This window comes from Bradyrhizobium tropiciagri (genome assembly GCF_018130505.1).
In the GTDB taxonomy this organism is placed as follows: Bacteria; Pseudomonadota; Alphaproteobacteria; order Rhizobiales; family Xanthobacteraceae; genus Bradyrhizobium; species Bradyrhizobium tropiciagri_B.
This window is the reverse complement of record NZ_JAFCKH010000006.1, coordinates 404,036-428,140: the sequence shown is the minus strand read 5'-3', so window position 1 is coordinate 428,140 and position 24,105 is coordinate 404,036. Positions and strand designations below refer to the sequence as shown.

At 64.7% G+C, this 24,105-nt stretch carries 18 protein-coding genes; 10 read left to right on the top strand and 8 right to left on the bottom strand.

Annotated elements, in window-relative coordinates:
• Positions 1-20 precede the first annotated feature (20 nt).
• Positions 21-1,013 carry a methylmalonyl Co-A mutase-associated GTPase MeaB gene (gene meaB / locus JQ633_RS18160; RefSeq protein ID WP_211986419.1) on the top strand — a complete coding sequence of 331 codons (993 nt, stop codon included), beginning with the start codon at positions 21-23 and terminating at the stop codon, positions 1,011-1,013.
• Entirely contained in the window at positions 1,010-1,657 is a 648-nt protein-coding gene (locus tag JQ633_RS18155; protein ID WP_211986418.1) for a pyroglutamyl-peptidase I, read from the top strand. The genes meaB and JQ633_RS18155 overlap by 4 nt, the downstream gene beginning before the upstream one ends.
• 25 nt (positions 1,658-1,682) lie before the next feature.
• Here the strand turns inward: JQ633_RS18155 and clcA are convergent, their stop codons facing one another.
• Positions 1,683-3,119, bottom strand: a complete 1,437-nt coding sequence (gene clcA, locus JQ633_RS18150; RefSeq protein WP_211986417.1) for a H(+)/Cl(-) exchange transporter ClcA — start codon at positions 3,117-3,119, stop codon at positions 1,683-1,685.
• A gap of 287 nt (positions 3,120-3,406) precedes the next feature.
• On the opposite strand from clcA, the gene JQ633_RS18145 reads away from it, so the two are divergent.
• Positions 3,407-6,541, top strand: coding sequence for a beta strand repeat-containing protein (locus JQ633_RS18145; protein ID WP_211986416.1), 3,135 nt, complete (start codon positions 3,407-3,409; stop codon positions 6,539-6,541).
• Between the two features lie 283 nt (positions 6,542-6,824).
• Complete coding sequence (locus tag JQ633_RS18140) at positions 6,825-8,195, top strand: TIGR03808 family TAT-translocated repetitive protein (RefSeq protein ID WP_211986415.1); 1,371 nt, start codon at positions 6,825-6,827, stop codon at positions 8,193-8,195.
• A gap of 108 nt (positions 8,196-8,303) precedes the next feature.
• Here JQ633_RS18140 and JQ633_RS18135 read toward each other — a convergent pair whose 3' ends face one another.
• From JQ633_RS18135 to JQ633_RS18125, 3 genes are all read right to left on the bottom strand, one after another.
• The gene (locus tag JQ633_RS18135; protein WP_211986414.1) at positions 8,304-8,798 is read right to left on the bottom strand and encodes a TIGR03809 family protein; all 495 of its coding nucleotides are present in this window, start codon (positions 8,796-8,798) and stop codon (positions 8,304-8,306) included.
• Positions 8,799-9,544: 746 nt separating this feature from the next.
• On the bottom strand, positions 9,545-10,303 hold the full coding sequence (locus tag JQ633_RS18130) for a hypothetical protein (RefSeq protein ID WP_211986413.1): 759 nt from the start codon (positions 10,301-10,303) through the stop codon (positions 9,545-9,547).
• A complete protein-coding gene (locus tag JQ633_RS18125) occupies positions 10,300-10,869 on the bottom strand; it encodes a sigma-70 family RNA polymerase sigma factor (protein ID WP_211986412.1) in 570 nt (189 codons plus the stop codon). The genes JQ633_RS18130 and JQ633_RS18125 overlap by 4 nt, the downstream gene beginning before the upstream one ends.
• 429 nt (positions 10,870-11,298) lie before the next feature.
• On the opposite strand from JQ633_RS18125, the gene JQ633_RS18120 reads away from it, so the two are divergent.
• Together JQ633_RS18120 and JQ633_RS18115 are read left to right on the top strand one after the other, a co-directional pair.
• Positions 11,299-12,447 (top strand): GGDEF domain-containing protein, encoded by a 1,149-nt coding sequence (locus JQ633_RS18120; RefSeq protein ID WP_211986411.1) that lies wholly within the window; start codon positions 11,299-11,301, stop codon positions 12,445-12,447.
• 60 nt (positions 12,448-12,507) lie between these two features.
• Positions 12,508-13,614, top strand: a complete 1,107-nt coding sequence (locus JQ633_RS18115) for a DUF2336 domain-containing protein (protein ID WP_211986410.1) — start codon at positions 12,508-12,510, stop codon at positions 13,612-13,614.
• A 122-nt stretch (positions 13,615-13,736) separates the two neighbouring features.
• Here the strand turns inward: JQ633_RS18115 and JQ633_RS18110 are convergent, their stop codons facing one another.
• Positions 13,737-14,375 carry an NrsF family protein gene (locus tag JQ633_RS18110; protein WP_211986409.1) on the bottom strand — a complete coding sequence of 213 codons (639 nt, stop codon included), beginning with the start codon at positions 14,373-14,375 and terminating at the stop codon, positions 13,737-13,739.
• 2 nt (positions 14,376-14,377) lie between these two features.
• Positions 14,378-14,923, bottom strand: a complete 546-nt coding sequence (locus JQ633_RS18105; RefSeq protein ID WP_211986408.1) for a sigma-70 family RNA polymerase sigma factor — start codon at positions 14,921-14,923, stop codon at positions 14,378-14,380.
• Between the two features lie 326 nt (positions 14,924-15,249).
• Here JQ633_RS18105 and JQ633_RS18100 point away from each other — a divergent pair, with 326 nt between their 5' ends.
• Together JQ633_RS18100 and JQ633_RS18095 are read left to right on the top strand one after the other, a co-directional pair.
• Positions 15,250-15,909 (top strand): hypothetical protein, encoded by a 660-nt coding sequence (locus tag JQ633_RS18100; RefSeq protein ID WP_211986407.1) that lies wholly within the window; start codon positions 15,250-15,252, stop codon positions 15,907-15,909.
• Positions 15,910-16,051: 142 nt separating this feature from the next.
• A complete protein-coding gene (locus JQ633_RS18095; RefSeq protein WP_211986406.1) occupies positions 16,052-16,831 on the top strand; it encodes an enoyl-CoA hydratase in 780 nt (259 codons plus the stop codon).
• Here JQ633_RS18095 and JQ633_RS18090 read toward each other — a convergent pair.
• Positions 16,828-18,690 (bottom strand): acetyl-CoA hydrolase/transferase C-terminal domain-containing protein, encoded by a 1,863-nt coding sequence (locus JQ633_RS18090; RefSeq protein ID WP_211986405.1) that lies wholly within the window; start codon positions 18,688-18,690, stop codon positions 16,828-16,830. The two genes, JQ633_RS18095 and JQ633_RS18090, sit on opposite strands and share 4 nt — an antisense overlap.
• 240 nt (positions 18,691-18,930) lie before the next feature.
• Between JQ633_RS18090 and JQ633_RS18085 the strand changes: the two genes are divergently transcribed.
• Positions 18,931-20,349 (top strand): TolC family outer membrane protein, encoded by a 1,419-nt coding sequence (locus tag JQ633_RS18085; RefSeq protein WP_211986404.1) that lies wholly within the window; start codon positions 18,931-18,933, stop codon positions 20,347-20,349.
• A 141-nt stretch (positions 20,350-20,490) separates the two neighbouring features.
• Complete coding sequence (locus JQ633_RS18080) at positions 20,491-21,459, top strand: amidohydrolase family protein (RefSeq protein WP_211986403.1); 969 nt, start codon at positions 20,491-20,493, stop codon at positions 21,457-21,459.
• 978 nt (positions 21,460-22,437) lie between these two features.
• On the opposite strand, the gene JQ633_RS18075 is transcribed toward JQ633_RS18080, so the two are convergent.
• Positions 22,438-23,991 (bottom strand): winged helix-turn-helix domain-containing tetratricopeptide repeat protein, encoded by a 1,554-nt coding sequence (locus tag JQ633_RS18075; RefSeq protein WP_249159441.1) that lies wholly within the window; start codon positions 23,989-23,991, stop codon positions 22,438-22,440.
• Positions 23,992-24,105: the final 114 nt, after the last annotated feature.

Sequence of the window (24,105 nt, the reverse complement as noted above, 5' to 3'; positions counted from 1 at the left end):
AGCCGTTGTAAACCAAGGCCATGAACGCCGCGAAGCCTGCCTCTCCCGACATCCATGCCCTTGCCCGTGAGCTGCGCGCCGGCCATCGCGCGGCGCTGGCCCGGGCGATCACGCTGGTCGAGAGCCGGCGAAGCGATCATCAGGCGGCGGCGCGCGAACTGGTGCAGACACTGCTGCCCGACACCGGCAAGGCGGTGCGGGTCGGCATCACCGGCTCGCCCGGCGTCGGCAAGTCGACCACCATCGATGCGCTCGGCATGTTCCTGATCGGGCGCGGCCACAAGGTCGCGGTGCTGGCGGTCGATCCCTCCTCGGCGCGCACCGGCGGCTCGATCCTCGGCGACAAGACGCGGATGGCGCGTCTCGCGGTGTCCGACGACGCCTTCATCCGTCCGTCGCCCTCCTCGGGCACGCTCGGCGGCGTCGCAGCGAAGACCCGCGAGGCGATGCTGCTGTGCGAGGCCGCCGGCTTCGACGTGGTGCTGGTCGAGACTGTCGGCATCGGCCAGTCCGAGACCGCGGTCTGCGACATGACCGATTTCTTCCTCGCCCTGATGCTGCCCGGCGCCGGCGACGAGTTGCAGGGCATCAAGAAGGGCCTGGTCGAGCTCGCCGACATGATCGCGATCAACAAGGCCGACGGCGACAACGTCAAGCGCGCCAACCTCGCGGCCGCCGACTATCGCAGCGCGCTGCATATCCTCGCGCCGCGCTCCGAGCACTGGCATCCGCCGGTCGAGACCTATTCGGCGCTGACCGGCGCGGGGCTGGACAAGCTCTGGCAGAAGATCCTCGACCACCGCACCGCGATGAACGCCTCCGGCGAGTTCGCCGGCCGCCGCCGCGAGCAGCAGGTGAAATGGATGTGGTCGATGCTGGAGAGCCGGATGATGGCGCGGCTGCGCACTGACGCCGCGATCCGCGCCAGGGTGAAGAAGATGGAGACCGAAGTGGCCGCCGGCCGTATCTCGCCGGCCGTCGCCGCAGAGCAGATCGCGGAGATGCTGAATTGAGCGGAACGCTGCGCATCCTCGTCACCGGTTTCGGCCCGTTCCCGGGCGCGCCGGTCAACCCGACGATGCCGCTGGTCAAGCGGCTGACGGCGCTGCGCCGCCCGGCGTTCGATGACGTCGCGCTGAGCAGCCACATCTTCCACGTCACCTATGCGACCGTCGATCGCGAATTGCCGGAGCTGATCACGCAGCATCGCCCGCAGGCGCTGCTGATGTTCGGCCTCGCCGGCCGCACCGCGCATCTGCGCATCGAGACCCGCGCCCGTAACGCTGTGACCACGCGCTTTCCCGATGCCGGCCGCCAGCACGCGCGCAAGGGATCGATCCTTGATGGCGCCGATGCACGGATGTTCGGACCGCACTCCGAGAAGCTGCTGCGCGCCGCGCTGGCGACCGGTATCGACGCCCGCCTGTCGCGCGATGCTGGCAGCTATCTCTGCAACTATCTGAGCTGGCGCGCGATCGAGGCCGCGAGCCGCGACAATGATTTGCGGCTCGCGCAATTTGTCCACGTTCCGCCGCTCGCGCATGACGGAACCGCGGCGCGCGGCATGTCGGCGATCACGCTCGAAGACCTCGTCGACGCCGGCGAGGCGATGCTGCTGGAGCTGGTGAAACTGACCCGGCAGGCCGCGCGCATGTAGCGGGTTGGACGGTGTCCCGGCGATTTCATCGCTGTCTGATTTGCCGCTCCAGGCGCAATGTGTGCTCGCGCAGGGACTCGTAGATCGGTTCGTTGCCGAGCAGCATGGGTAGCAGCATCGCCATGAAGCAGGCGCCCAGCATCGGCAGCAGCATCGTCACGTTGCCGGTCATTTCGGCGACGAGTATGATGCCGGTCACCGGCGCCCGCACCACGCCGGTGAAGAAAGCGGCCATGCCCACCAATGCAAATGCTTGCGGCTGGAGTGCGAGCGCCGGGAATGCGAGCCGACAAGCCTCTCCGAACAGCAGCCCGGACTGGGCTCCCAGCACGAGCAAGGGTGCAAACAGTCCGCCGGGAGTGCCGGCCGCGTAAGAGAGAGCGCCGAGCCCGAACCGGAACAGGAATGCAAGCCCCAGGATCGCCATGCCTTCGTCGGCGATCAGCGCGCGCTGCGTGATCTGATCTCCGCCGCCGACCAGTTCGGGCACGAACCAGGCCGCTATGCCGACGCATGCGCCGATCAATCCGGCGCGGAGTTCGACCGATAGCTGTCCAAACCGGTCGCGAACCGCAATGGTCGACAGCAGCGCGCGATTGTACGCGACCGCCAGCACGCCCGCGATGCCTCCGAGAGCAAGGAACAGCGGGGCGGATTCAAAGCTGGGATAGCTCAACGGCAGGATCTGGAAGTCGGGCGCGTCGCCGTGCAGCAGCCTTGCAACCGGGATCGCCGTCGTCAGCGCGGCAAGCGCGGCGATTGCAACACGCTGTTCAATCCGGTGCACCAGTTCCTCCAGCACGAACACCAGTCCAGCGATCGGCGCATTGAAGGCCGTTGCAAGGCCGGCGCCGGCGCCGGCCGCCAACAGCACCCGGGAGTCCGCCCGGCAGAGCCGGCAGACGCGCGCAGCGAAAACCGCGATACCGGCACCCATCTGAACGGTCGGACCTTCCCGGCCCAGCGCCAGGCCCGACCCGATCGCCAGCAGCCCGCCGAGGAATTTTACGGGCACCAGAACAAACGGAGCCGGCGGAATCTCTTCGTGCAAGACAGCTTCGACATGCGGAATGCCGCTGCCCGAAGCGTGTGGCGCGAATTGTCGCACCATCCACGCGGCCACCATGGTTGCGACAGCGCACGCCCCGACGACGATCAAGAACCCCCAGACTGCATGGCCATGGGCCCACGCGATCATCGCATCGCGCAGACGATCGGCATGCGAAAGCAAGATCCTGAAGATCGCCCCGACGCAACCGGTGGTTGCACCGACGATGAGGGCCATCACCGCAAGCCCCAGCAGGCTGCGACGTTCGTCTGCGATTTTCCGGTCGTCGTGAGGGTTATGGTCCACGGCAGGCTCGACGCTTTTGCGAGAAACAATCTTTGCCGAAATCACCGGGCAATGTCCCGGAAAAAATGCTTTCGACCCGGCCGCAAAATTTGTCGTTTCGACCGACATGCCAGGCGCACGTCGTGCGCGACATCGCCGAACAGCAGATGGCTCACCACTCTGGCGGGCTACCTCTTTGGGATGGCGCGACGTGACGACATCCGCCGGAATTGCCGCACCATGATTCACATACGTCAATGAAGACGATCGGCGGAGGCCGCCTAATGCCGGGGCTGCCCAAGCCTACTAAGCCGACCTCTACGCGCTTTCGAGCGCTGCGACCTCGTTGACGGTCTTCAGCGAAGGCGCCGACTTGCGATCCGTTAATTTGCAATCAGTGAATTTGGAAGGAAAAAATGGCTGCCTATACACACACCGCATCAACCGTTCCATCCGCAATCGCCTGGTACAACGTCGGGATCAATACGAGTTCCCCTGTCGCCTTGGCCAGCAACTTGATGGTTCTGGCCAATTCGGATGGAACTCAGACGCGGCTCATCGGTACGGGCTTCACATATTCCGGAACCACGCCGACCGGAGGCTTCATTTCGGAAATCGACCGTACCGGCAGCGACGGCGCAACCATCTATGAAACCGTGACGGGCCTCACGACCTATCTTCCCGACCTGATCAATTCGATTCATGACGGCAACAGGCTCGTGTTCCGTTTCGTCTTCGAGAATGCCGATACGTTCACCGGCTTCGCAGGCAATGATTTCTTCGTCGGCGGCCCTGGGGCCGACGCCTTCACCGGCGGCGGTGGCACGAACACGGTGTCGTACGACAACGCGACGGCCGCAGTCCGCGCCGATCTCGGCAACCCCGCAACCAACACCGGAGATGCTGCAGGAGATACCTACAGCAATGTCCAGAATCTGACCGGTTCCGACTTCAACGATTTCCTGTTCGGCAACGGCGTCGCCAACGTGCTGACAGGCGGCAAGGGCAACGACTTCATGGGTGGTGGCGGCGGCGACGACGTCATCGACGGCGGTGCCGGATACGACACCTCCGACTATGCGAACGCAACCGCCGGCATCACCGTCGTGCTGTCGGCGACGTCGAGCGTGACCGGAAATTCATCGGTTGGCACTGACACCCTCATCAGCGTCGAAAACATCAGGGGCACCAACTTCGCTGACAGCTTCACCGCCACCACGAGCTTCGTCGGTGAAAACAGAGGCTTTACCGAGTTCGAGGGGCTCGGCGGCAACGATGTCATCACCGGCAACAGCTCGACCCGGGTCGCCTACGGCTTTGCGGCGAGCGGCGTGACCGTCGATCTTCTGGCGGGAACTGCATTTTCCACCGCCGCCGGCGATGCGGCAGGCATCGGTGTCGACTCATTCGCCGGCGTGGTCGGTCCGAACGATTTCAATGCCGTGAATGCGGTCCGCGGCTCGCAGCTCGCCGACAACATCACCGCCGCCGGCGCCCGCGGCTTCTTCCAGTTCATCGGGCTCGGCGGCAACGACACCCTCACCGGCTCGACGGAGGCGATCAACAATTTCGACTTCAATCTGGCCCGCTACGATTATCCTGTTGTTGCCGGCAAGGTGAATACCGGCGTGGTCGTCGTGCTCGACACGGTATCAACCGTCAGCGACAAGCCCGGCGGCACCGCTGCAGGTACCGATACGTTGATCGATATCGAACGGGTCAGAGGCTCCGACCTCGCCGACAGCTTCACGGCAAATGCCGGATTTGATGGACCGTACGGCAACGAGAACTTCTTCGAAGGCGGCGGTGGTAACGACACCATTTCGGGCAACGGCCATACCTGGGCGCAATACAGCGATGCGTTCGCCGCCGTGACGGTCAATCTGCAGACCGGCATCGGGCAGTCGACCGCCGGCGGCGATGCGGCCGGTGTCGGCATCGACACGCTGACCGGCGTGAACGGCGTGCTCGGCTCGCGCTTCGCCGACACCCTGATCGGCAGCAACGGCGCGCAGGCGGAGCAGTTCTACGGCGATGCCGGCAACGACACGATCAATGGCGGCGGTGGCCTTCTCGATCGCGTGGTCTATCAAGGCGCACCGGCCGGCGTCACGGTCAATCTCGCGACGCAGACCGCAACCGACGGTTTCGGCACCGCCGACACAATCATCAACATCGAAGGCGTGCTCGGCAGCGAGTTCAACGACTGGATCACCGGCGATAGTAATGACAACCGGCTTATCGGCCAGGATGGCGATGACTATCTGGCCGGCGGCGCAGGCAACGATATTCTCGTCGGTGACGACGGAGTGGACCTTTACGCCAACGCCTTCGGCACCGGCGGGACGGATTTCGATACTGGCAACGACGTGCTGATCGGCGGAGCCGGTGCCGACACGCTCACAGGCGGCAATGGCGGCGATACGTTTGTTTACGCCCCTGGCAGCGGGGCCGATGTCGTAACGGATTTCGTGGAAGGCGCCGGCGTCTTCGACAGGATCAGCCTGATCGGATTCGGTGGCCTTCATAGTCTCACTGACGCGCTCGCATTTGCGAGCCAGATCGGCTCGAGTACCGTCTTCGACTTCGGCGGCGGCGACACGCTCACGCTTCAGGGCGTGACCAAGGCCCATCTCGTTGCGGACGATTTCATCTTCGCTCCGGTGACGCGCAGCGATTTCGACGGCAATTTCCGTGACGACATAAACTGGGTCAACAATGACGGCCGGGCATCGATCTGGGACAACGGCCAGATCGGCGGCGCGCACATCATCGCTCCCGCCGGCACCATCTCCGGCGGCTGGCACGTCGTCGGCTCCGGCGACTTCGACGGCAACGGCAAGAGCGACATGCTGCTGGTCAACGACAACGGCAAGGTGTCGATCTGGGACAACGGCCAGATCGGCGGTGCGCACATCATCGCTCCTGCCGGCACCATCACCGCTGACTGGAAATTTGCCGGCACCGGCGATTTCGACGGCAACGGCAAGAGCGACATTCTGTGGGTCAACGGCGACGGCATGGTATCGATCTGGGATAACGGCCAGCTCAGCGGCGGGCACATCGTCGCTCCCGTCGGCAGCATCTCGGGCGGCTGGCATTTCGGCGCTACCGGAGATTTCGATGGCAACGGCAGGAGCGACGTTCTTCTGTTCAACGACGACGGAAGGGCAACGGTCTGGGATAACGGCCAGATCGGCACCGCGCACAGCATCGCTCCTGCCGGCACCATCGTCGGTGGCTGGCATGTTGTCGGCACCGGCGACTTCGATGCCAACGGTAAGAGCGACATCCTCCTGGTCAACGACAACGGCAAGGCATCGATCTGGGACAACGGCCAGACCTCAGGTGCGCACATCATCGCTCCGGCCGGCACCATCTCCAATGGCTGGCATTTTGCCGACATCGGTGACTATGACAGCAATGGGCAGAGCGACATCGTCTGGCGCAACGACAATTCGGCGGTGTCGATCTGGGACAATGGCCAGATCGGCGGCGCGCACATCGTCGCCAGTGCCGGCGTGGTCCCCAATGACTGGCACATTGTATGAGGGACTCCAACACGCGGTCGTAGGATGGGTGGAGCGCAGCGATACCCATCAATGGCATCCGCGCGGTGAAGTGATGGGTTTCGCTACGCTTTCTGCCCATCCTACGGGATCTCATATGCGGAGCGATGAATCGTCGCTCCAGCACACCGCGGTTGCACCCGGGGTTAACCCTACCGCCAACAATCACCCTGCTGCGTCGGCATGTTCACCATGTCCCGCCGCGTTTCGCGCTACCTAGCGGAAGCCAGCGTCACGCTCGCGGCTTCAGCGAGGGTCATGGATCATGGACGTCAACCGCCGCCATCTCATCGGAGCCTCTGCCGCCGGCGTCGCCGGCGCGCTTGCCATGTCGCCGGATGCTGCACACGCCGCCGCATCGACCGCATCGCTCGGCCGCGATGTCACTCAATACGGCGTCCGTCCCGGCAGCCCCGACGACCAGACCCGCAATTTGCAGCGCGCGATCGATGAGGCGGCGCGCGCAGAGGTGCCGCTGGCGTTCCCACCAGGCGTCTATCGCACCGGCCTCTTGCGCCTCGCGCCCGGCAGCCAGCTGATCGGCGTGCGCGGCGCCAGCCGGCTCGTGTTCAACGGCGGCGCATCGATGCTGTTGGGCGAAGGCGCCGGCGGCATCGTCCTGATGGGCCTCACCTTCGACGGCGGCAGAATTCCGCTCCCGGACCGGCGCGGCCTCGTGCATTGCCTGTCCGGCCGCGACATCCGCATCACCGATTGCCAGTTCATCGGCAGTGGCGGCAACGGCATCTGGTTCGAGCAGATGTCGGGCGACGTCAGCAACAACATCTTCACCGACATCGCGACCACGGCACTGGTGTCGTTCGACGCGGTCGGCCTGATGGTCGCGCGCAACACCATCAAGGGCACCAACGACAACGGCATCGAGATCCTGCGCAGTGCGATCGGCGACGACGGCTCGATCGTCGCCGACAACCGCATCGAGGACATCAAGGCCGGCCCCGGCGGCTCCGGACAGTACGGCAACGCCATCAACGCGTTCCGCGCCGGCAACGTGATCGTGCGCGGCAACCGGATCAGAAACTGCGACTTCTCGGCGGTGCGCGGCAATTCGGCGTCCAACATCCACATCACCGACAACAGCGTCAGCAATGTCCGCGAAGTCGCGCTCTATTCGGAGTTCTCGTTCGAGGCCGCCGTCATCGCCAACAACACCGTCGACGGCGCCGCGCTCGGCGTCTCCGTGTGCAACTTCAACGAGGGCGGCCGCATTGCGGTGGTCCAGGGCAACGTGATCCGCAATCTGCTGCCGAAGCGCCCCGTCGGCACCGATCCCAACGACGGCGCCGGCATCGGCATCTATGTCGAGGCCGACACGGCGGTGACCGGCAATGTGATCGAGAACGCGCCGACCTTCGGCATCGTGGCCGGCTGGGGCAAATATCTGCGCGACGTCGCCATCACCGGAAACGTGATCCGCAAGGCCTTTGTCGGCATCGGCGTCTCGGTGGTGCCGGGCGCGGGCACGGCGCTGATCAACAACAACATGATCTCGGAAACCCCGCGCGGCGCCGTGGTCGGGCTCGACCACTCCCGCCCGATCACCACGGACCTTTCGGCCGGCGGCGCCCAGCAATTCGCGCAGCTGATGGTGGGTTCGAACGCGGTGCGGCGCTAGAGCATGATCCGGAAAAGTGTGAAGCGGTTTTCCGAAGAGATCATGCTCAAACAAAGAGCTAGAGCGCGATGACGATTCGACCAAAATGCATCGCGCGCTAGCCTCCGCCTACAGCGTGTTGCGCAACAGCGGATAGCGCGCCTGGATCGTGTCGAGATCGAGTATCGGCGGCGGCGCGATGCGGAACGGCACTTGCAGCGGCGGCGCATCAGCCACGACGGGCGGCTCTTCCAGCACTTCGACCGCGGTCTCCAGCGCCGCTGCCACCGCGCTCATCGTCGCTTCCACCAGTGCCGCGGTCTCAGGCCTGCGTTCCGGGATCGGCGAAATGTCGCGCTGCGGCAATTTCGACTTTCCGCGGCCGAGCCAGGACAAGTCGACCGGCGAATTGTCGAGCGAGGCTTCGCGCGTCAGCAGGTCGCGCCAGACCTCGACCGCGGCTCGGGCTTCCCTGATGTTCTCGAGGAAATCCTGCTCGGTGTGATAGCGGCGCCAGCGTCCGGTCTCGAACAGTTCGGTAAGGTAATCCAGTCGTTGCTCGGCAAGGTTGCACCAGCGCGCAACGATCTCCTGGCCTCTGGCCAGGTCAGTCCGATGTGTCATTCAAATTGCCCGCAGGGAGAGAAACGGACGCAGACGCAACGAACCGAATCAACTGGACGAGACGGTGATATTCTGTGGAAAAGGTAAATAAAGTCTAACTAAATTCTTAATCGACGGCGGCCGATCAAAGAAGTCCGCGTCACTACGGGGTTGTTGGCTTATCCCGGCGCTGACGATGCATGGTCCACGACAATCCGCGTGGCCATCGGCGTCCAGACGTCGAAGGGCGATGGGTCGAATGGCACGTCGCCCTCCCCGACCATGTCGGGCCAGCCTCCGCAACGTACGCCCAAAATGAAAGACCCGTCCGGGGGGACAACCGGACGGGTCAAAGCCATATGGGCGCTTGGGGTGGATGGGCGCTCGCGCCTGATATAGCCGGGGAGGGTATAACCGCTCCCACATTCATATGTCGTGGCTGGGAGGCCGACGTTCAAACTGCAGTCGATTTTTTTAACTTTCGCGCCGCGTAGTTCCGCTGTCTGACTCCGTCCGCGCAACGTCGAAATCACCATGCAGCAGCGTGTTTTCCGGCGGATTCGCCCAAAGCGATCGATAGTGTCGGTGGTGATCGGCCCGGCGCTCACGCAGGTGTTATTCGTGATCAGCGCGTCGCAGGCTGCGACGGTTTGTCAGGCCTGGCGCGCACGGCAAGATGGCGCCAACTTGCCGCAGCATTGGCGCCCTGCCCGTCCATCGATGTTGGGATTGCTTTCGCCGTCCGAGGTAAAAACGTCAGCCGTGGCTTACGGCGCTTCCGCCGCGAGGCTGACGATCTTCTCTTTCTGCAACCTTGCGACCAGCCCTGCGACGTCGCTGCGCGGCATCGCGCGGTTGCCGAACTGCAGGCGGAACAGTCCGCCCTTGGCGCCGTCGACGATCGAAGCGTGATAGCTGTCGAGCAGCGCGCTGATATCGGCAACCCTGGCATCCGGCGTGAAGCGCACCAGCAGCCGCGTCGGCTCCGCAGATGCCGCCGGCGGCGGCGCGGCACGGAGGTCGCGGGTGATCGGGGCACTCGGCGCGGCAGCACTTGGCGCGCCAGCACCCGGCGCTGCGCGCTCGGAAATCTCGTACGACGCGGTCTGGAACGGGCTCTGCATCAGCACCGTTCCGATCACGCCCGCCTGCACCAGCAGCGCGAGCGCACCGACGGTCGCCGACCAGGCCAGCGTCCGCGGCGACAATTTTGCGAAGAACTCGGAGACACCGGCCGACATCCGCGCCGACATCGTCGGCTTGCGCTCGGGCTCGGCATCGATTGCCGCGAACAGCTTCTGCATGGCGCGCGCCGACGGCGCACCGAGGCTCTCGTTGAGCCGGATGGTCTCGGCATATTCTTCGCGGATCACCGCATACTGCCGGGCCAGCTCCGGGTCGCGCGCAAGCGCGTCCTCGACCCGGCGTGCGTCGCGCGCATTCAGCGTGCCGGCCGCATGCCAGGGCAACAGCGTCTCGATATCGCCGGGCTCTTGTTCCAGCACCTTGTTGCTCGCAGCCTTCATGGCCAACCTCGTTCGATACCGGCTGCCTTCAGCAACTCGGCAAGTTTCTTGCGCGCATAGAACAGCCGCGTCTTCACGGTGTTCTCCGGAATACCGACGATCTCGGCGACGTCTTCCACGGATTTCTCGTGATAGTAGACAAGATCGACGATCTCCCGATGTTCCGCGGATAGTCCCGTCAGGCACTTGCGCAACGCGTCACCGGTGTCCTTCTTCTGCACCACCGTTTCCGGATCGTCGGACGTGTCCTCGATCGCGTTCGCGGCCTCATCGTCCAGTTCCGCGTCCTTCCGGCGCCGAAGCGCGGACAACGCCTTGAACCGGGTAATCGCCAGAAGCCAGGTTGAAACGGCGGATCGTCCCTCGAACTTGTCCGCCTGACGCCACACGTCGATGAAGACCTCGCTGATGAGATCCTCGGCGACCTGCTCATCCCGCACGAGCCGAAGCCCGAAACGGTACACCCTGACATGATGCCGGCCGTACAGGACCTGCATGGCGAGCCGGTCGCCTTGAGCGATCCGAGCGATCAGAGCATCGTCTGAAGCCGCCTGTGTCGCGCTCAATGGCCGTCTCGCAAAGTTGGTCTAGGGGGGATGGGACGTGGTTCGACGCGAGAGGCAAGATTCTTCACATTACGGCAATGTCCTGACCGCATGTGTGATCTATGCCACAGACGTCGATCCGACGGCAAAAAAATCACTGGACACGAATAATCCCCCACAGTCGGTATCATAATACTAGACACGCTCACAGCCCGCACTTTCCGGCGCGACCATATCAAGGCTTTACCCGCATGCCAGCACGACTTGCGTAAGCCGCTGCCGGCGAGCGGAGCGCAAAGCACTGCCTGAGGTGGTCAGAACGAAACGGATTCCCCTTACGAAACAAGGGTGATGACCCGGGTTTCAACGGAGCAGATTCGGTTCCGAAAGATACCAAACCTAAAGGCTTTGCCCCGTAGATTTCGCCCGATTTTCAGCAATGGCGAGACCATGGGCAGCGCTGCGTCGTCATTTCCCGGCCCGATCGCGGGCGTCCTGGAAGGCGACCGGTCGAAGTTGACGGCCGAGCGGCTGGCGCGCCGCGCCAAGCAGCGCCGCCAGATCCAGTCGATGATCGGCGCCTGCTTCGTGCTCGATGCCGTCGTGCTGCTGATCTACGCCCATGCTGGCACCACGTCGGTTGCGGTCGCGACCGGCTATGCCCTGACAGGCCTCACGCTGGTCGCCATCTATGTGCTGCTCTCCGAGCTCGGCGTCCACGAGCGCTTCGGCGATCACTATCTGGTCGCGCCGCAATCGGCGATCAACATGGTGAACCTCTTGGTGTTCACCTACATCGCGCCGGAAGTCGGCGTGCTGTTCCTCTGCAACCTGTTCGTGGTGTTCGGCTTCGGCGCGTTACGCACATCGACGCGGCAGACCGCCATCATCTGGACCGTCATGGTGATCGGCCTCGCCGCGCTGTTCCTGGGCACCGACAAGCCGATCGGAATGCCGACCGGCACCAGGCTCGACCGCCTCGCCACCATGCTGGTGTTCGCGCTGACCATCGGACGCTGCATGTGCCTCGGCATCTTCTCGAGCTCGATGCAGCAATCGCTGTATCAGAGCGGGCTGAAGCTCAAGGAGGCCTATCGGCGCATCGAGCAGCTCGCCGAGATCGACGAGCTGACCGGCGCGTTCAATCGCCGCAGCATCATGCGCGTGCTCGACGAGGAGATCGCGCGCAGCGCCCGCAGCGGCAGCACCACCGCGGTCGCGCTGATCGATCTCGACCATTTCAAGCGGATCAACGACGTCCACGGCCACCCGATCGGCGACGAGGCGCTGCGCACCTTCGCCATCAGCATGTTCGCCAATATCCGCAGCATCGATCGCTTCGGCCGCTATGGCGGCGAGGAATTTCTGCTGGTGCTGCCCGATCTGTCGCAGGATCAGGCCATGCGCGCGCTCGAGCGGCTGCGCGGCATCATCGCCGATCTCGACTGGTCGGCGTTCTCGCCGGGCATGAAGGTGACGATCTCCGCCGGCGTCACGACGCTGAAGCCGCGCGAAAACTCCGACACATTGCTCGCCCGCGCCGACGGCGCGCTCTACGCGGCCAAAGCCCGGGGGCGCAACCGCATCGCAGGTGCCTGACCGTTCCATCCTTCGTTACCGGCGTCGGAGAAGCCGCCGCCATCGCTCCAGGACAGAGTCATGAATTCGAAGTCTGCGACCGCCCCCGAAAGTCTGCTCGACGAGTTGCAGACGACGCTCGCGCACGGCACCGTCGCACGCCGCGTCGAGACGCTTCGCCGCGTCACCGACCTCTTCATCAACGGTTCGGTGAACTATTCCGACCAGCAGATCGGGCTGTTCGACGACGTCTTCCAGTGCCTGCTCGACCACATCGAGAGCTCGGCCAAGGCGCTGCTTGCGAGCCGCCTTGCCCCGATCGACACAGCGCCGCCGCGGACCATCCGCACCCTCGCCTTCGACGATCTGATCGAGGTCGCCGGCCCGGTGCTGACGCAGTCGATGCGGCTCGACGACGACATCCTGATCGAGACCGCGCGCAGCAAGAGCCAGGCGCATTTGCTCGCCATCTCGAACCGGGCGACGCTGAGCGGCGCCGTCACCGACGTGCTGGTGCTGCGCGGCAATGACGAGGTGATCCAGAGCACGGTCAACAATCCCGGCGCCGAGTTCACCGAACGCGGCTTCACCCGCCTGGTCAGCCGCGCCGAGGGCGACGACAATCTGTCGACCTGCGTCGGGCTGCGCCCGACCATTCCGCGGCATCTCTATCTCAAGCTGGTCGCCAAGGCATCCGACACCGTTCGGCAGCGCCTCGAGGCTGCCATCCCGCAGCAGGCCAAGGAGATCCCGACCGCGGTCAAGGAAGCGACGCGGCGCGCCCGCTCGGCGCCCGGCGCCGTCACCCGCGACACCACGATCGCGCATGCCCTGGTCAAATCCCTCTACCAGGACGGCCGGCTCGACGAATTCCAACTCGCATCGTTCGCCGAGGCCGGCAAATTCGACGAAACCAATGCCTCGCTCGCGGCGCTCGCCAACGTCACGGTCGGCGTCGCCGAGAACATGATGATGGAAACCCGGGCCGAGGGCGTGATGATCCTTGCCAAGGTGTCGGCCCTGTCGTGGTCGACGGTGCGCGCGATCATCAATCTGCGCGACGACATCCTGGGCGGCGAGCCGACCGACCTGCAGGCCTGCAAGGACACCTACGAGCGGCTGCGGCCGTCGACCGCCCAGCAGGTGCTCCGCTTCCACCGCATGCAGCAGTCCGCGCCCGCGGCGTGATCTCCGATCACCGGATCGATCTGTAGCCCGGATGGAGCGCAGCGTAATCCGGGACCAGTCTATCCGCAGAGAAGACCCCGGATTGCGCTTCGCTCCATCCGGGCTACGGCGCTACGATCAAATCAATACCGCAGCGCCCGCCGGCCCATCAGCGCGCCGACACTCGCAACGATCGCCGTCGCCAGCGTGTACCAGGTCGCAACGAACAGCGGCGAGTCGTCGGTGCAGTGCGACGCATAGACGGTCGCGGCGAGACCCGCCGACAGCAGGCCGGCGACCGCGCCCGCAACCGCGGGCCGCGTCGGGGCGCCCTGCCGCAGCCCGTACAGCGCGCCGATCAGCAGCGGCAGCGACATCGCGGGGATCGCGGTCATGCAGGCCATCGAGTTCTTGCCGACCAGTCGCGTCATCATCGGCGCGCGCTGCGGCATCATCATCTCGCCGCTGATGGCGGCGACGAGGATGCCGGCCGGCACCAGCAGCCACCAGCCGAAACCGCGCAGCGAGGCTTCCGGCCGCGACAGATGCAGGCTCACCGCGATCGCGGCGGCGGCGAGCGCCAGCGTGACCGCGAACTTCAGGTCGAAGAACGGATTGCGCATCGCGGTCATCACGTCGGGCCGCACGCCGAGCTCGGCGAAGAAGATCAGCAGCGAGACCGGCGCCGCCGCCAGCAGCGCCAGCATCAGCGCGAGGCCGATCGGGCGCGTGCGATAGGTGTTGTCGGCCGCCAGGGTTCGAATGAGTTGCTCGGTATCCATGCTCAGCGGTCCCGTAATTTCGCCGTGAGGCTCGTCAGTCCACGATGCAGCGCGACCCGCACCGCGCCCTCGCTCATCGAGAATTTCGCCGCCGTGTCCTTGATCGAGGCGCTGTCGACCGCGATCGACTGCAACACATCACGCTGCCGCGCGGGCAAGGTCTGCAACTGGGCGGCCACCTCGCCAGCCGACGCCGTCGGCTCGGGCGTTTCGCCGGGTAGCGTCTCGGCGAAATCGTCGATGTTGACGAAGATGCGCCGGCCGCGACGGCGCAGCGCGTCGATCAGTTTGTTGCGCGCGATCGCGAACAGCCAGGGCGCAAACGGGGCGCTGCTGTCCCAGGTCTGCCGCTTCAAATGTACCGCCAGCAAAATGTCCTGCACGATGTCCTCGGACTGATCGACCGGTTGGCCGGCGCGCGCCAAACCCCGGCGCGCCGCGGCGCGGAGCACCGGCGTGATGGCCTTGAGCAGGCGATGATAGGCAGCGTCATCGCCCGAAATGGCCGACCGCATCAGGCCGGTCCACTCGTCCTCACGTTCACGCACGCAGGCTCCTGAATTGCAATTCGGCCGATCTTTCAATTCGTTACGCGCCGAGCCGAAATATCACGAACTCGTGATGTCATCTTCCGGCCAAGCCGCGGCGACGTCCGGCCGAAAGAATCGCTCCGGCGCCTTTCCGCAAGGTTTCGGCTCATATCATTGATCGGATCGACACGCATCGTGTGCCGCCGCCTTCCAGCAAGCCGGCAAAGGCGGATTGCCCAGTTTTCGCCCGCTGTGGCCCGAAGATTCCCATTTTTTGCCCCGGTGTGGACACGCAGCAGGGTCTCATTCGCTGCCGTGGGCGGGCTTAATGGGGAGATAATCCAATGAAAATCAAAGCCAGTGGAGGCTTGGCCTTGATCGCTGTGACAGGGCTATTCGTGTGCCTCGCGGGCCCGCTGCCGGCGCGCGCCGCCGGTTCGGACACCTCGGCGTCGACGTCCGACAGCGCGGCGACCGGTAAATCCGTCCGGCAGAGTTCGCAGCAGGGCAAGCGCTCCGCGCACCGCCAATCGTCGAAGTCCGCCGACAAGTCCGAGAGCAAGAAGGCTGGCGCCGCACCTTCGGCAGCCATTCCCGCCTCGGTCGCCAACGCCAATGCCGAGCTGACCCCAGGGGTCGACAATGCGGCCGTGGTGCCTGCGGCAGGCAAACCCATGCTGGCCGCCGCCGACAAGTCCGCCGAGGCGCAGCCGGCCGCCGAGAACAGCGTGGTCGCGTCCGACCAGCTCAACGACGTCGACCGTGCCCTGCAGCAGGAACAGCCGGCGGAACCGCAGCCCCCGGCCCAGCCGCCGCAGGTGGTCCAGCAGGAGGCGCCGCCCGCCCAGCCGCAGACCGTTACCGTGGCGCAAGCCAAGCCGGCGCAGGCCGTCGCGAGCGGCGAAAGCGCGAGCTGGGACGAGACGTCGCTGATCGGCAAGATCTTCATCGGCTTCGGCGCCCTGCTGACAGTGGCCTCCGCCGCACGCATGTTCATGGCCTAGCCGGCCTCCGGTCGCGGCTGCGGCGCCGTTTGGCGCCCCAGCGCGGCCCGAACACCCGCGTCCAGGGGCCTGCTTTCAGGCACTTGAAGCGCAATCCGCCAGCAGGCACATTGCCCGCCAAATCAGGCACGGGGTTGCGTCTATGGCTACGTTTGAATTCATCATCGTCGAGAGCAAGGGGCCGGTCGGCATCATCACGCTGAACCGGCCGAAAATGCTGAATGCGCTGTCGTTCGGCGTGTTCCGCGAGATTGCCGCGGCGGTCGACGATCTCGAGGCCGATGACAAGATCGGCTGTCTCCTGATCACCGGCAGCGAGAAGGCCTTCGCGGCCGGCGCCGACATCAAGGAGATGCAGCCGAAGGGCTTCATCGACATGTTCAACAGCGACTTCACCGCGATCGGCGGCGACCGTGTCGCGCGCTGCCGCAAGCCGACCATCGCCGCGGTCGCCGGCTATGCGCTGGGCGGCGGCTGCGAACTTGCGATGATGTGCGACATCATCATCGCCGCCGACACCGCCAAGTTCGGCCAGCCGGAGATCACGCTCGGCACCATCCCCGGCATCGGCGGCACGCAGCGGCTGACGCGGGCGATCGGCAAGTCGAAGGCGATGGATCTCTGCCTCACCGGGCGGATGATGGATGCCGCCGAAGCCGAGCGCTCGGGCCTGGTGTCCCGGATCGTCCCCGCCGACAAGCTGATGGAAGAAGCACTCGCCGCCGCGGAGAAAATTGCCTCGATGTCGCAGCCGGCGGCTGCGATGGCCAAGGAAGCCGTCAACCGCGCCTTCGAGACGCCGCTCGCCGAAGGCATGAATGTCGAGCGCAATCTGTTCCACTCGACCTTCGCGCTCGAGGATCGCTCCGAGGGCATGGCGGCGTTCATCGAGAAGCGCAAGCCGGTCAACAAGAACCGCTAACCCGTTCGGCTCCGCTGCAGCGCCGCGTTGACCAGCGCGCGATAGGCGCGCTCGGCAAAGTGCGTCGGCTTGTCGAGGCGGAGCCGCGCAAGGCATTCGCGGTTCTCCGCATCGGGCGGATGCCGCATGCCCTGCCACAACAGGCCAGCCAGTTGCAGCGGCGTGCGCTGGGCCTGCTGCAGGATCTGCAGTGCCGGGATCAGCCGCTGCTCGACATCGGTGAAATCGCTGCCGAATGGAAATGACGGCAGCAACCCCGCCTCGCGCGCCGGCTTGAGCGCGGCGCGGATCCGTTCCGGATAGTTCTCGCGGTGAGCCGCGGGAATTTCGAACGCGCGCGGCAGCTTGCCGGCGTCCTTGGCCTGCCGCATCAATTCGTTCTGGAAGCGGGAATCCGACACCTGCAGCATCGCCGCGACGATATCGGCGTCGGATTTGCCGCGCACATCGGCGACGCCATATTCGGTGACGAAGATATCGCGCAGGTGCCGCGGAATGGTGACGTGACCATACGACCAGCGGATGTTCGACAGCGTCTGCCTGCCCGACGGCCGCGTCGCCTCCAGCGCCAGCACCGAGCGCGCGCCCTCGAGCGCGAAGGCCTGCGCCACGAAATTGTACTGGCCGCCGACACCGCTCACCACCTGGCCGTTCTCGAGACCATCGGAAACCGCAGCGCCGAGCAGCGTCGCCATCATCGCGTTGTTGACGAAGCGCGCGTCGACCCGGGCGCGGCGCTTGCCCTCCTCGTCGCCGAAGATCTCGTTGGTAAAGGACACCGGCATCATCTGGATCCGCGCCAGCTGCTCCGGCGGCATCTTGCGCAGTGTCCGGTAGAACGATTGCGGTCCGAGGAAGAAGGCGCCGTGCAGGATCACGCCGTCGACCTCGCGCCTGAGGATGCCGGCATCGATCAGGGCGAGGAACGCCTCGAACAGCATCTCGCTGACGCCGTAGAGCCCCTTCTCGAATGGTCCGGTCTCCGCCGCGGCGAGTTGCGCGCTCTCCGGGGCGAGCCGCTGCATGATGCCGTGGAAAGCCTTATTGTCGCGATGACGAACCACGAGTCCCTGCGCCAGCGCGTCGCCGACCTGGCCGATGCCGATCTGCAGCGAACCGCCGTCGCGGATCAGGCCGGCGGCGTGCAGCCCGATCGCATATTTGGTGTCGCTGATCGGCTCCGACGGCGGCGCGAACAGCGGAAAGTCGCAGTCGGGACTGTCGAGCACCGCGGCGAATTCATCCGCCGGCAGATCACCGGCCCCCGGCATGAACGGCAGCTCGGAATTGACCTGTGCGAACAATTTGAACGACGCGCCGCCTTGGGCGCGGGCACGCAGGGCGTCGAGCGTGGTGTCGGTGTTGCAGCTCAGGCTGTAGCGCGTCTCGCCGTCGACCACGCGCTTGGCGACCAGCTGGGTGACGACGTTCATCCCGCGTGACAACAGGTACGACGCCGCGTGGGTATAATTCGCCGAGATATAGTGCTGCTGCGCGAACGGCTGATAGAGCCATTGCCCCGCGAGGAAGAAGAATTCGATCACCTTGATGTTCGGCGGCAGATTGCCTGCATGCAGCGCATCGGCGTAAGCGAGATCCGGATAGCCGCCGAACAGCCGGTCGATCACCGGTGTGATGAACCGTTGCTCGAGCATGTTCTTCGGTTTCGGTTTCTCCAGCGTCAGCGCCGACAGCAGTGTCAGGTTGATCGAACGATCGGCCTTGGCCCGCGCATACAATGCGTTGACGATGTGGTTGGCCTTGCCGAGGCCGAGCGGCAGCCCGACCACCAGATTGGTTCCGACGTCACGGATGATGTGTTCCGCGACCGCCTCGGGATCAGAGTAAATCTTCGGCATTCGCGATCGGTCCGGACAGTCGGTGGATAACTCTCGCCGCGGAATCGGCGGGCGGCGGTTTGAGTCTATACTTCATATGACATTCAGCCTCGCCTGTGACGAACCGGCAACAGACAAGAACGGAAATGATGTGCAGATGTCGCGCGGCGGTTTGTCTGTGGCGGCACCGGCCCCTAAACAGGTAGATGTGTCGAGGGCGTCGGCGGGGGCGGACTGCCGGAGTTTGGTTTGCGGGATCACATGGTTGAGCGTACCGCCAGGGTTGGTCGGGTCGGGAAGCGCGTGCTTTTGTCGGGCATCTGCCTTGTTGCCCTGACATGGGCGCTGCTGGCGAGCCCCGGCGCGCGCGCCGAGAGCCTGCCGGAAGCGCTGGTCAAGGCGTACCAGAGCAATCCGGCGCTCAATGCCGAACGGGCACGCCAGCGTGCCACCGACGAGAACGTGCCGCAGGCGCTGGCCGGCTACCGGCCGCAGATCAGCGCCGGACTTTCCGTCGGCCTGCAGCAGGTCCGCGACCAGCTGCCCGGCAATGTCATCCAGAGTGCGACGCTGAAGCCCTGGCAGATCGGGGTCACGGTGACGCAGACCCTGTTCAACGGCTTCAAGACCGCCAACAGCGTGCGGGTCGCCGAGTTGCAGGTGAGCTCCGGCCGCGAGGCGCTGCGCAATGTCGGCCAGGGCGTGCTGCTCGATGCCGTCACCGCCTATACCAACGTGCTGGCCAACCAGACGCTGGTCGACGCCCAGCGCGCCAACGTCGCCTTCCTGAAGGAGACGCAGTCGATCACCGAGCGGCGCCTCAACGCCGGCGACGTGACGCCGACCGATACCGCCCAGGCCGAGGCCCGCCTCAACCGCGGCCGATCCGACCTCAACGCCGCCGAGGTCAACCTCGCGATCAGCCAGGCGACCTACGCGCAGGTGGTCGGCAATTCGCCCTCGCAACTGCGTGCCGCGGAGACCATCGACCGGCTGCTGCCGCGCAGCCGCGAGGATGCGATCGGCCTCGCGCTGCGCGAGCATCCGGCGGTGATGGCGGCAGGCTTTGACGTCGATGTCGCCTCGACCACGATCCGCGTCGCCGAAGGCAGCCTGCTGCCGAACGTCTCGGTGCAGGGCAGCGTCAGCCGCAGCCGCGACACCGACACCACGCTCGGCAGCTTCGGGACCGATCAGGCGTCGGTGATCGGCCAGGTCACCCAACCGATCTATGACGGCGGCACCGCGGCATCGCAGACCCGGCAGGCCAAGGAAGTCGCGGCGCAGAGCCGGCTGGTGCTCGACCAGGTCCGCAACCAGGCCAAGACCGCCGTGGTCAGCGCCTGGGTCGCCAATGAGGGCGCCAAGATCGCGGTCTCGGCCTCCGAATCCGAGGTCAAGGCGGCCGAGGTCGCGCTCGCCGGCGTGCAGAAGGAAGCCGCCGGCGGCCAGCGCACCACGGTCGACGTGCTCAACGCGCAGCAGGATCTGATCTCGGCCCGGGCGCGGCTGATCGGCGCGCAGCGCGACCGCGTGATCGCCTCCTACACGCTGCTGAGCGCGAGCGGACGGCTCGACGTCAAGACGCTGAACCTGAAGACGCCGGACTACCTGCCCGAAGTGCACTACCATCAGGTGCGCGACGCCTGGCACGGCCTGCGCACGCCGTCGGGACAATAGACCTTTTGGAACCACTCGCTCCGCGAGCAAGTGCCCCTTCCCGCAAGCGCGATCCGCCGATAACCTCCCTGCCCGCCGGCTGGCCATAACGCCGGCGCGCGAGCCACGCGCATAACAGACGAGCACGCAGGGAGACGTCCAATGCTGACGCGACGCAGTATGATGCTGGCTTCCATCGCGACGGGAGTGAGCATGAGCAGCAGCAACGCATTTTCCAAGGCAGCGCAACCATCGACCCCGGTCAGTTTCGACGTGCCTGCCGGCGCGTGTGACTGCCATACCCACATCCATGGCGATCCCGCGAAATTCCCGTTCTTCGCCGGCCGCGTCTATACGCCGGAGCTGGCTTCGCCGGAGGAGATGAGCGCGCTGCACAAGGCGCTGAAGATCGAGCGCGTGGTGATCGTCACCCCGAGCGTCTACGGCCCGGACAACTCGTCCTCGCTGTTCGGCATGACCGCCCGCGGCGCCACCGCGCGCGGGGTGGCCGTGATCGACGACAAGACCAGCGAGGGCGACCTCGATGCCATGCACAAGGCCGGCTTCCGCGGCATCCGTCTCAACCTTGCCACCGGCGGCGTCAACGATCCCAATGTCGGCCGGCAGCGCTTCGCGGCCGCGGTCGAGCGGATGAAGGCGCGCGGCTGGCATGTGCAGCTGTTCACCAGCCTTGCGATGATCACCGCGATCAAGGACCAGGTCGCGGCCTCGCCCATCCCCGTGGTGTTCGACCATTTCGGCGGCGCCGTCGCCGCGCAGGGCGTCGATCAACCCGGATTTGCCGACCTGCTCGAGCTGGTCAAGTCCGGCAAGGCCTACGTCAAGATCTCCGGCGCCTACCGCGCCTCCAAGCTCGGGCCTGATTATCCGGACGCCGCGCCGCTGGCGAAGGCGCTGATCGCGGCCAATGCCGAGCGCATCGTCTGGGGCACCGACTGGCCGCACCCCGATTCGGTGACGCCGGCCGGCAAGCAGATCAGCGATGTGACGCCGCTGTTCCAGATCGACGACGGCCGCCTGCTCAACCAGCTTCCGGTGTGGGCGCCGGATGCCGCGATCCGCAAGACTATCCTGGTCGACAATCCGGCGCGGCTGTACGGCTTCGCCTGACCTTTGTTTGCTCATGGCCTCCGCGCAAACGCGTACCGCGTTTGTCGCGGGGGAAGACCGCCGCGCAACTGCCGCCCCTGCTCGACATTGCCAAAATGGCGAAAACAACCCCATGCACAGTAGCCGGCAGCAGGCGGCGCCCGACCAGGCAACTTGACACGTCGGGCAACTCAGGGGTATTCTTCCAATATTCCGAAATTGTGATCCCGCTCCAGGCCGTGCACTTATAGACCGGTGACGAAGTCCGCTTCGATCCGATACCGACCTCTTTTGCGCAACCGCAACAAATGTCGCGATGGGCCAGAAGCCGACATCGACGTTGAGTGAGGTCACTCGCAAGTTGCTTTATGGGACGACGCATCCATCTATTTCGGGGTTGCGTCGCTACACCGAGCCGAACCAAAGACGCAAAACTCGGTCCTTCCGGTGGTGTGGTCAATCTGCCAAAAGCCGAGGGGTACGCTACTGAACGTATTTGACATCGCCTTTTGCAAGTTGGGTCCGCCGGCAGCCGATTTCCAAATCGGAAGCCCAGCCGTCTCGGTGCATCGAGCGCTGACCTTGTTAGCATCTATGTCGATGGATGCGACGCAGCGATAGAGTTGTCTGTTCTTGTGATCGAAGCGTTCAACAACGGTATACTCGCCCGCGATGGGAGCGAAAATCTCGTATTCCCATGCCATCGCCTTGCTCGCAACGACAGTAACCGAAAGCGCGAGTATTGCCTGCGTCAAATACCTCATAAAGGCCATCCATGGCTGATAACCCGCAACACCACTCAGGGCGTGGCGACACGGTCTCAGAACAAGATGTCTGTTTTGGGTCACACTCGGAAGTCGGCGGCATTTCCGCCGAAGTCCGCTAGTCCTCTGTGAGCAGACACCCGCAGACCGTGCGATGAGGTCCGAGAAAGGCCAATTGTGGAGTCATGCGCCGCAGAAGAGCGTCGCATTCGGTCACTCCGTGGACGTTGGAGAGCTACTCGGGCAGCCCCGCTTTCCGCAAACCATCAATCATCAGCTTCGCATTTATTGATAGCTGGCTCCGAGCGATCCACGCCGATATCGTGAAGGCGGGGTCGATCTCAAGCATGCGGGCCGCCGCCTCATGGGCTTCAGCGTCGCGTCCGAGATGGGCGAAAGCTGACGCGAGGCAGCGGTATGGTCCCGGATAGGAAGAGTTCTGACGCTGGGCCTTCCTCCCTGCCCGGACGGCCTCGTCAAAGCGACGAAGCTCGATAAGGGCAAATCCCATCCCGGTTAAGGCTGTGTATTGCTCCAGATCTAACGGACTCATCCGCACGGCACGCTCAAAGCTGCGGATCGCTTCTTCTGGCAGGCCTGCAACCTTGTAGACCCAACCTCTGCAGTTCCATGTGCGAAATGAATTCGGGTTGAGAGCAACCGACCGGTCGGACATCTCGATCTCAGTCTCACAATCGCCGACCAGAAGTGCCGAGACCAACGCAGCGGTTGCCAACGTGTCTGGATCGCCATCGTCGAGGTTCAATGCCGCGCGCATGAGCCGAACGGCTTCCCTGCGTTCGAATTGGGGCTCGATGGCATAGCCCCTCACCACATTTTCCGCGTGACAAGCACCTGCCAGACCAGCGGCAGCGGCGAACCGAGGGTCAAGCTCAAAGGCACGCTGGAGCAGGCGGAGCGCCTCGGTCAAACCTTCGCGGGTCGATCGGACGGCTTGCTGTGTGGCCCGGAGATAAAGGTCATACGCGGTAAGGTCTTCTGGTCGCCGCCGCCTCGCCAGTGCGATCTCTGCTTGTAACAACCTTGGCCGAATAGCTGTGACAACGGCGAGCGTGACGTCGTCTTGCAGCGCGAAAATGTCAGTCATGTCGCGCTCGAATTTGTCCGCCCAAATGTGTGCGCCCGTAGCCGCTTCAATCAACTGGCCCGTGATGCGAACTTTCCCCGACGCATTGCGCACCGCCCCCTGAAGAACATAGCGCACGCCAAGCCTGCGTCCGACTTCCTTGATGTCGACGGCTTTGCCCTTGAAGGTGAAACTCGAATTGCGCGCGATCACGAACAACCATTTGAACCGCGAAAGCGCGGTCGTGATCTCCTCGACCATCCCGTCCGCGAAATACTCCTGATCGGGATCGCCGGACATGTTGGCGAACGGCAGCACGGCGATGGAGGGCTTGTCGGGAAGTGCTGGGGCGCTCTCGGGCGTATCGCCCGGATCTGGGCTCGCAACCTCTTGCGCCTCCCGCACCTGGCCGACGAAGCGGAAGCCCTTGCGCGGTAATGTCTTGATGAAGCGCTGTTCCTCGCCGGAATCGCCGATCGCACCCCGGGCAGCATTCAGGCGGGTCGTCAGCGCCGCGTCAGATACGCTGCGCCCATTCCAGATGGCGTCGATCAGGTCGTCCTTGCTGACGACCCTTTCCCTGTTGCGGATCAGGTAATCGAGCAGGTCAAAAACCTGTGGCGTGACCGACACCGCATCGGTCCCCCGATGCAGCTCGCGCCGGTCGGTGTCGAATGTGTATTCCTCGAAAAGATAGCGCAACCTGCCATTCCTTCCCGGGGGCACCTCTATACCAGCGCATGGAGAGTAAGCCGTCGGTAAGAAAAATGTAACCCACCGGTTAAGCGCGCAGCGCATCTTGCGGCAACTTCTGCC

Bases quoted from the DNA above. Each gene is read 5' to 3' on its own strand.
- meaB (WP_211986419.1), top strand. From the start codon at position 21: ATGAACGCCGCGAAGCCTGCCTCTCCCGACATCCATGCCCTTGCCCGT.
- clcA (WP_211986417.1), bottom strand. From the start codon at position 3,119: ATGTCGGTCGAAACGACAAATTTTGCGGCCGGGTCGAAAGCATTTTTT.
- JQ633_RS18145 (WP_211986416.1), top strand. From the start codon at position 3,407: ATGGCTGCCTATACACACACCGCATCAACCGTTCCATCCGCAATCGCC.
- JQ633_RS18140 (WP_211986415.1), top strand. From the start codon at position 6,825: ATGGACGTCAACCGCCGCCATCTCATCGGAGCCTCTGCCGCCGGCGTC.
- JQ633_RS18135 (WP_211986414.1), bottom strand. From the start codon at position 8,798: ATGACACATCGGACTGACCTGGCCAGAGGCCAGGAGATCGTTGCGCGC.
- JQ633_RS18130 (WP_211986413.1), bottom strand. From the start codon at position 10,303: ATGAAGGCTGCGAGCAACAAGGTGCTGGAACAAGAGCCCGGCGATATC.
- JQ633_RS18120 (WP_211986411.1), top strand. From the start codon at position 11,299: ATGGGCAGCGCTGCGTCGTCATTTCCCGGCCCGATCGCGGGCGTCCTG.
- JQ633_RS18115 (WP_211986410.1), top strand. From the start codon at position 12,508: ATGAATTCGAAGTCTGCGACCGCCCCCGAAAGTCTGCTCGACGAGTTG.
- JQ633_RS18110 (WP_211986409.1), bottom strand. From the start codon at position 14,375: ATGGATACCGAGCAACTCATTCGAACCCTGGCGGCCGACAACACCTAT.
- JQ633_RS18100 (WP_211986407.1), top strand. From the start codon at position 15,250: ATGAAAATCAAAGCCAGTGGAGGCTTGGCCTTGATCGCTGTGACAGGG.
- JQ633_RS18095 (WP_211986406.1), top strand. From the start codon at position 16,052: ATGGCTACGTTTGAATTCATCATCGTCGAGAGCAAGGGGCCGGTCGGC.
- JQ633_RS18090 (WP_211986405.1), bottom strand. From the start codon at position 18,690: ATGCCGAAGATTTACTCTGATCCCGAGGCGGTCGCGGAACACATCATC.
- JQ633_RS18085 (WP_211986404.1), top strand. From the start codon at position 18,931: ATGGTTGAGCGTACCGCCAGGGTTGGTCGGGTCGGGAAGCGCGTGCTT.
- JQ633_RS18080 (WP_211986403.1), top strand. From the start codon at position 20,491: ATGCTGACGCGACGCAGTATGATGCTGGCTTCCATCGCGACGGGAGTG.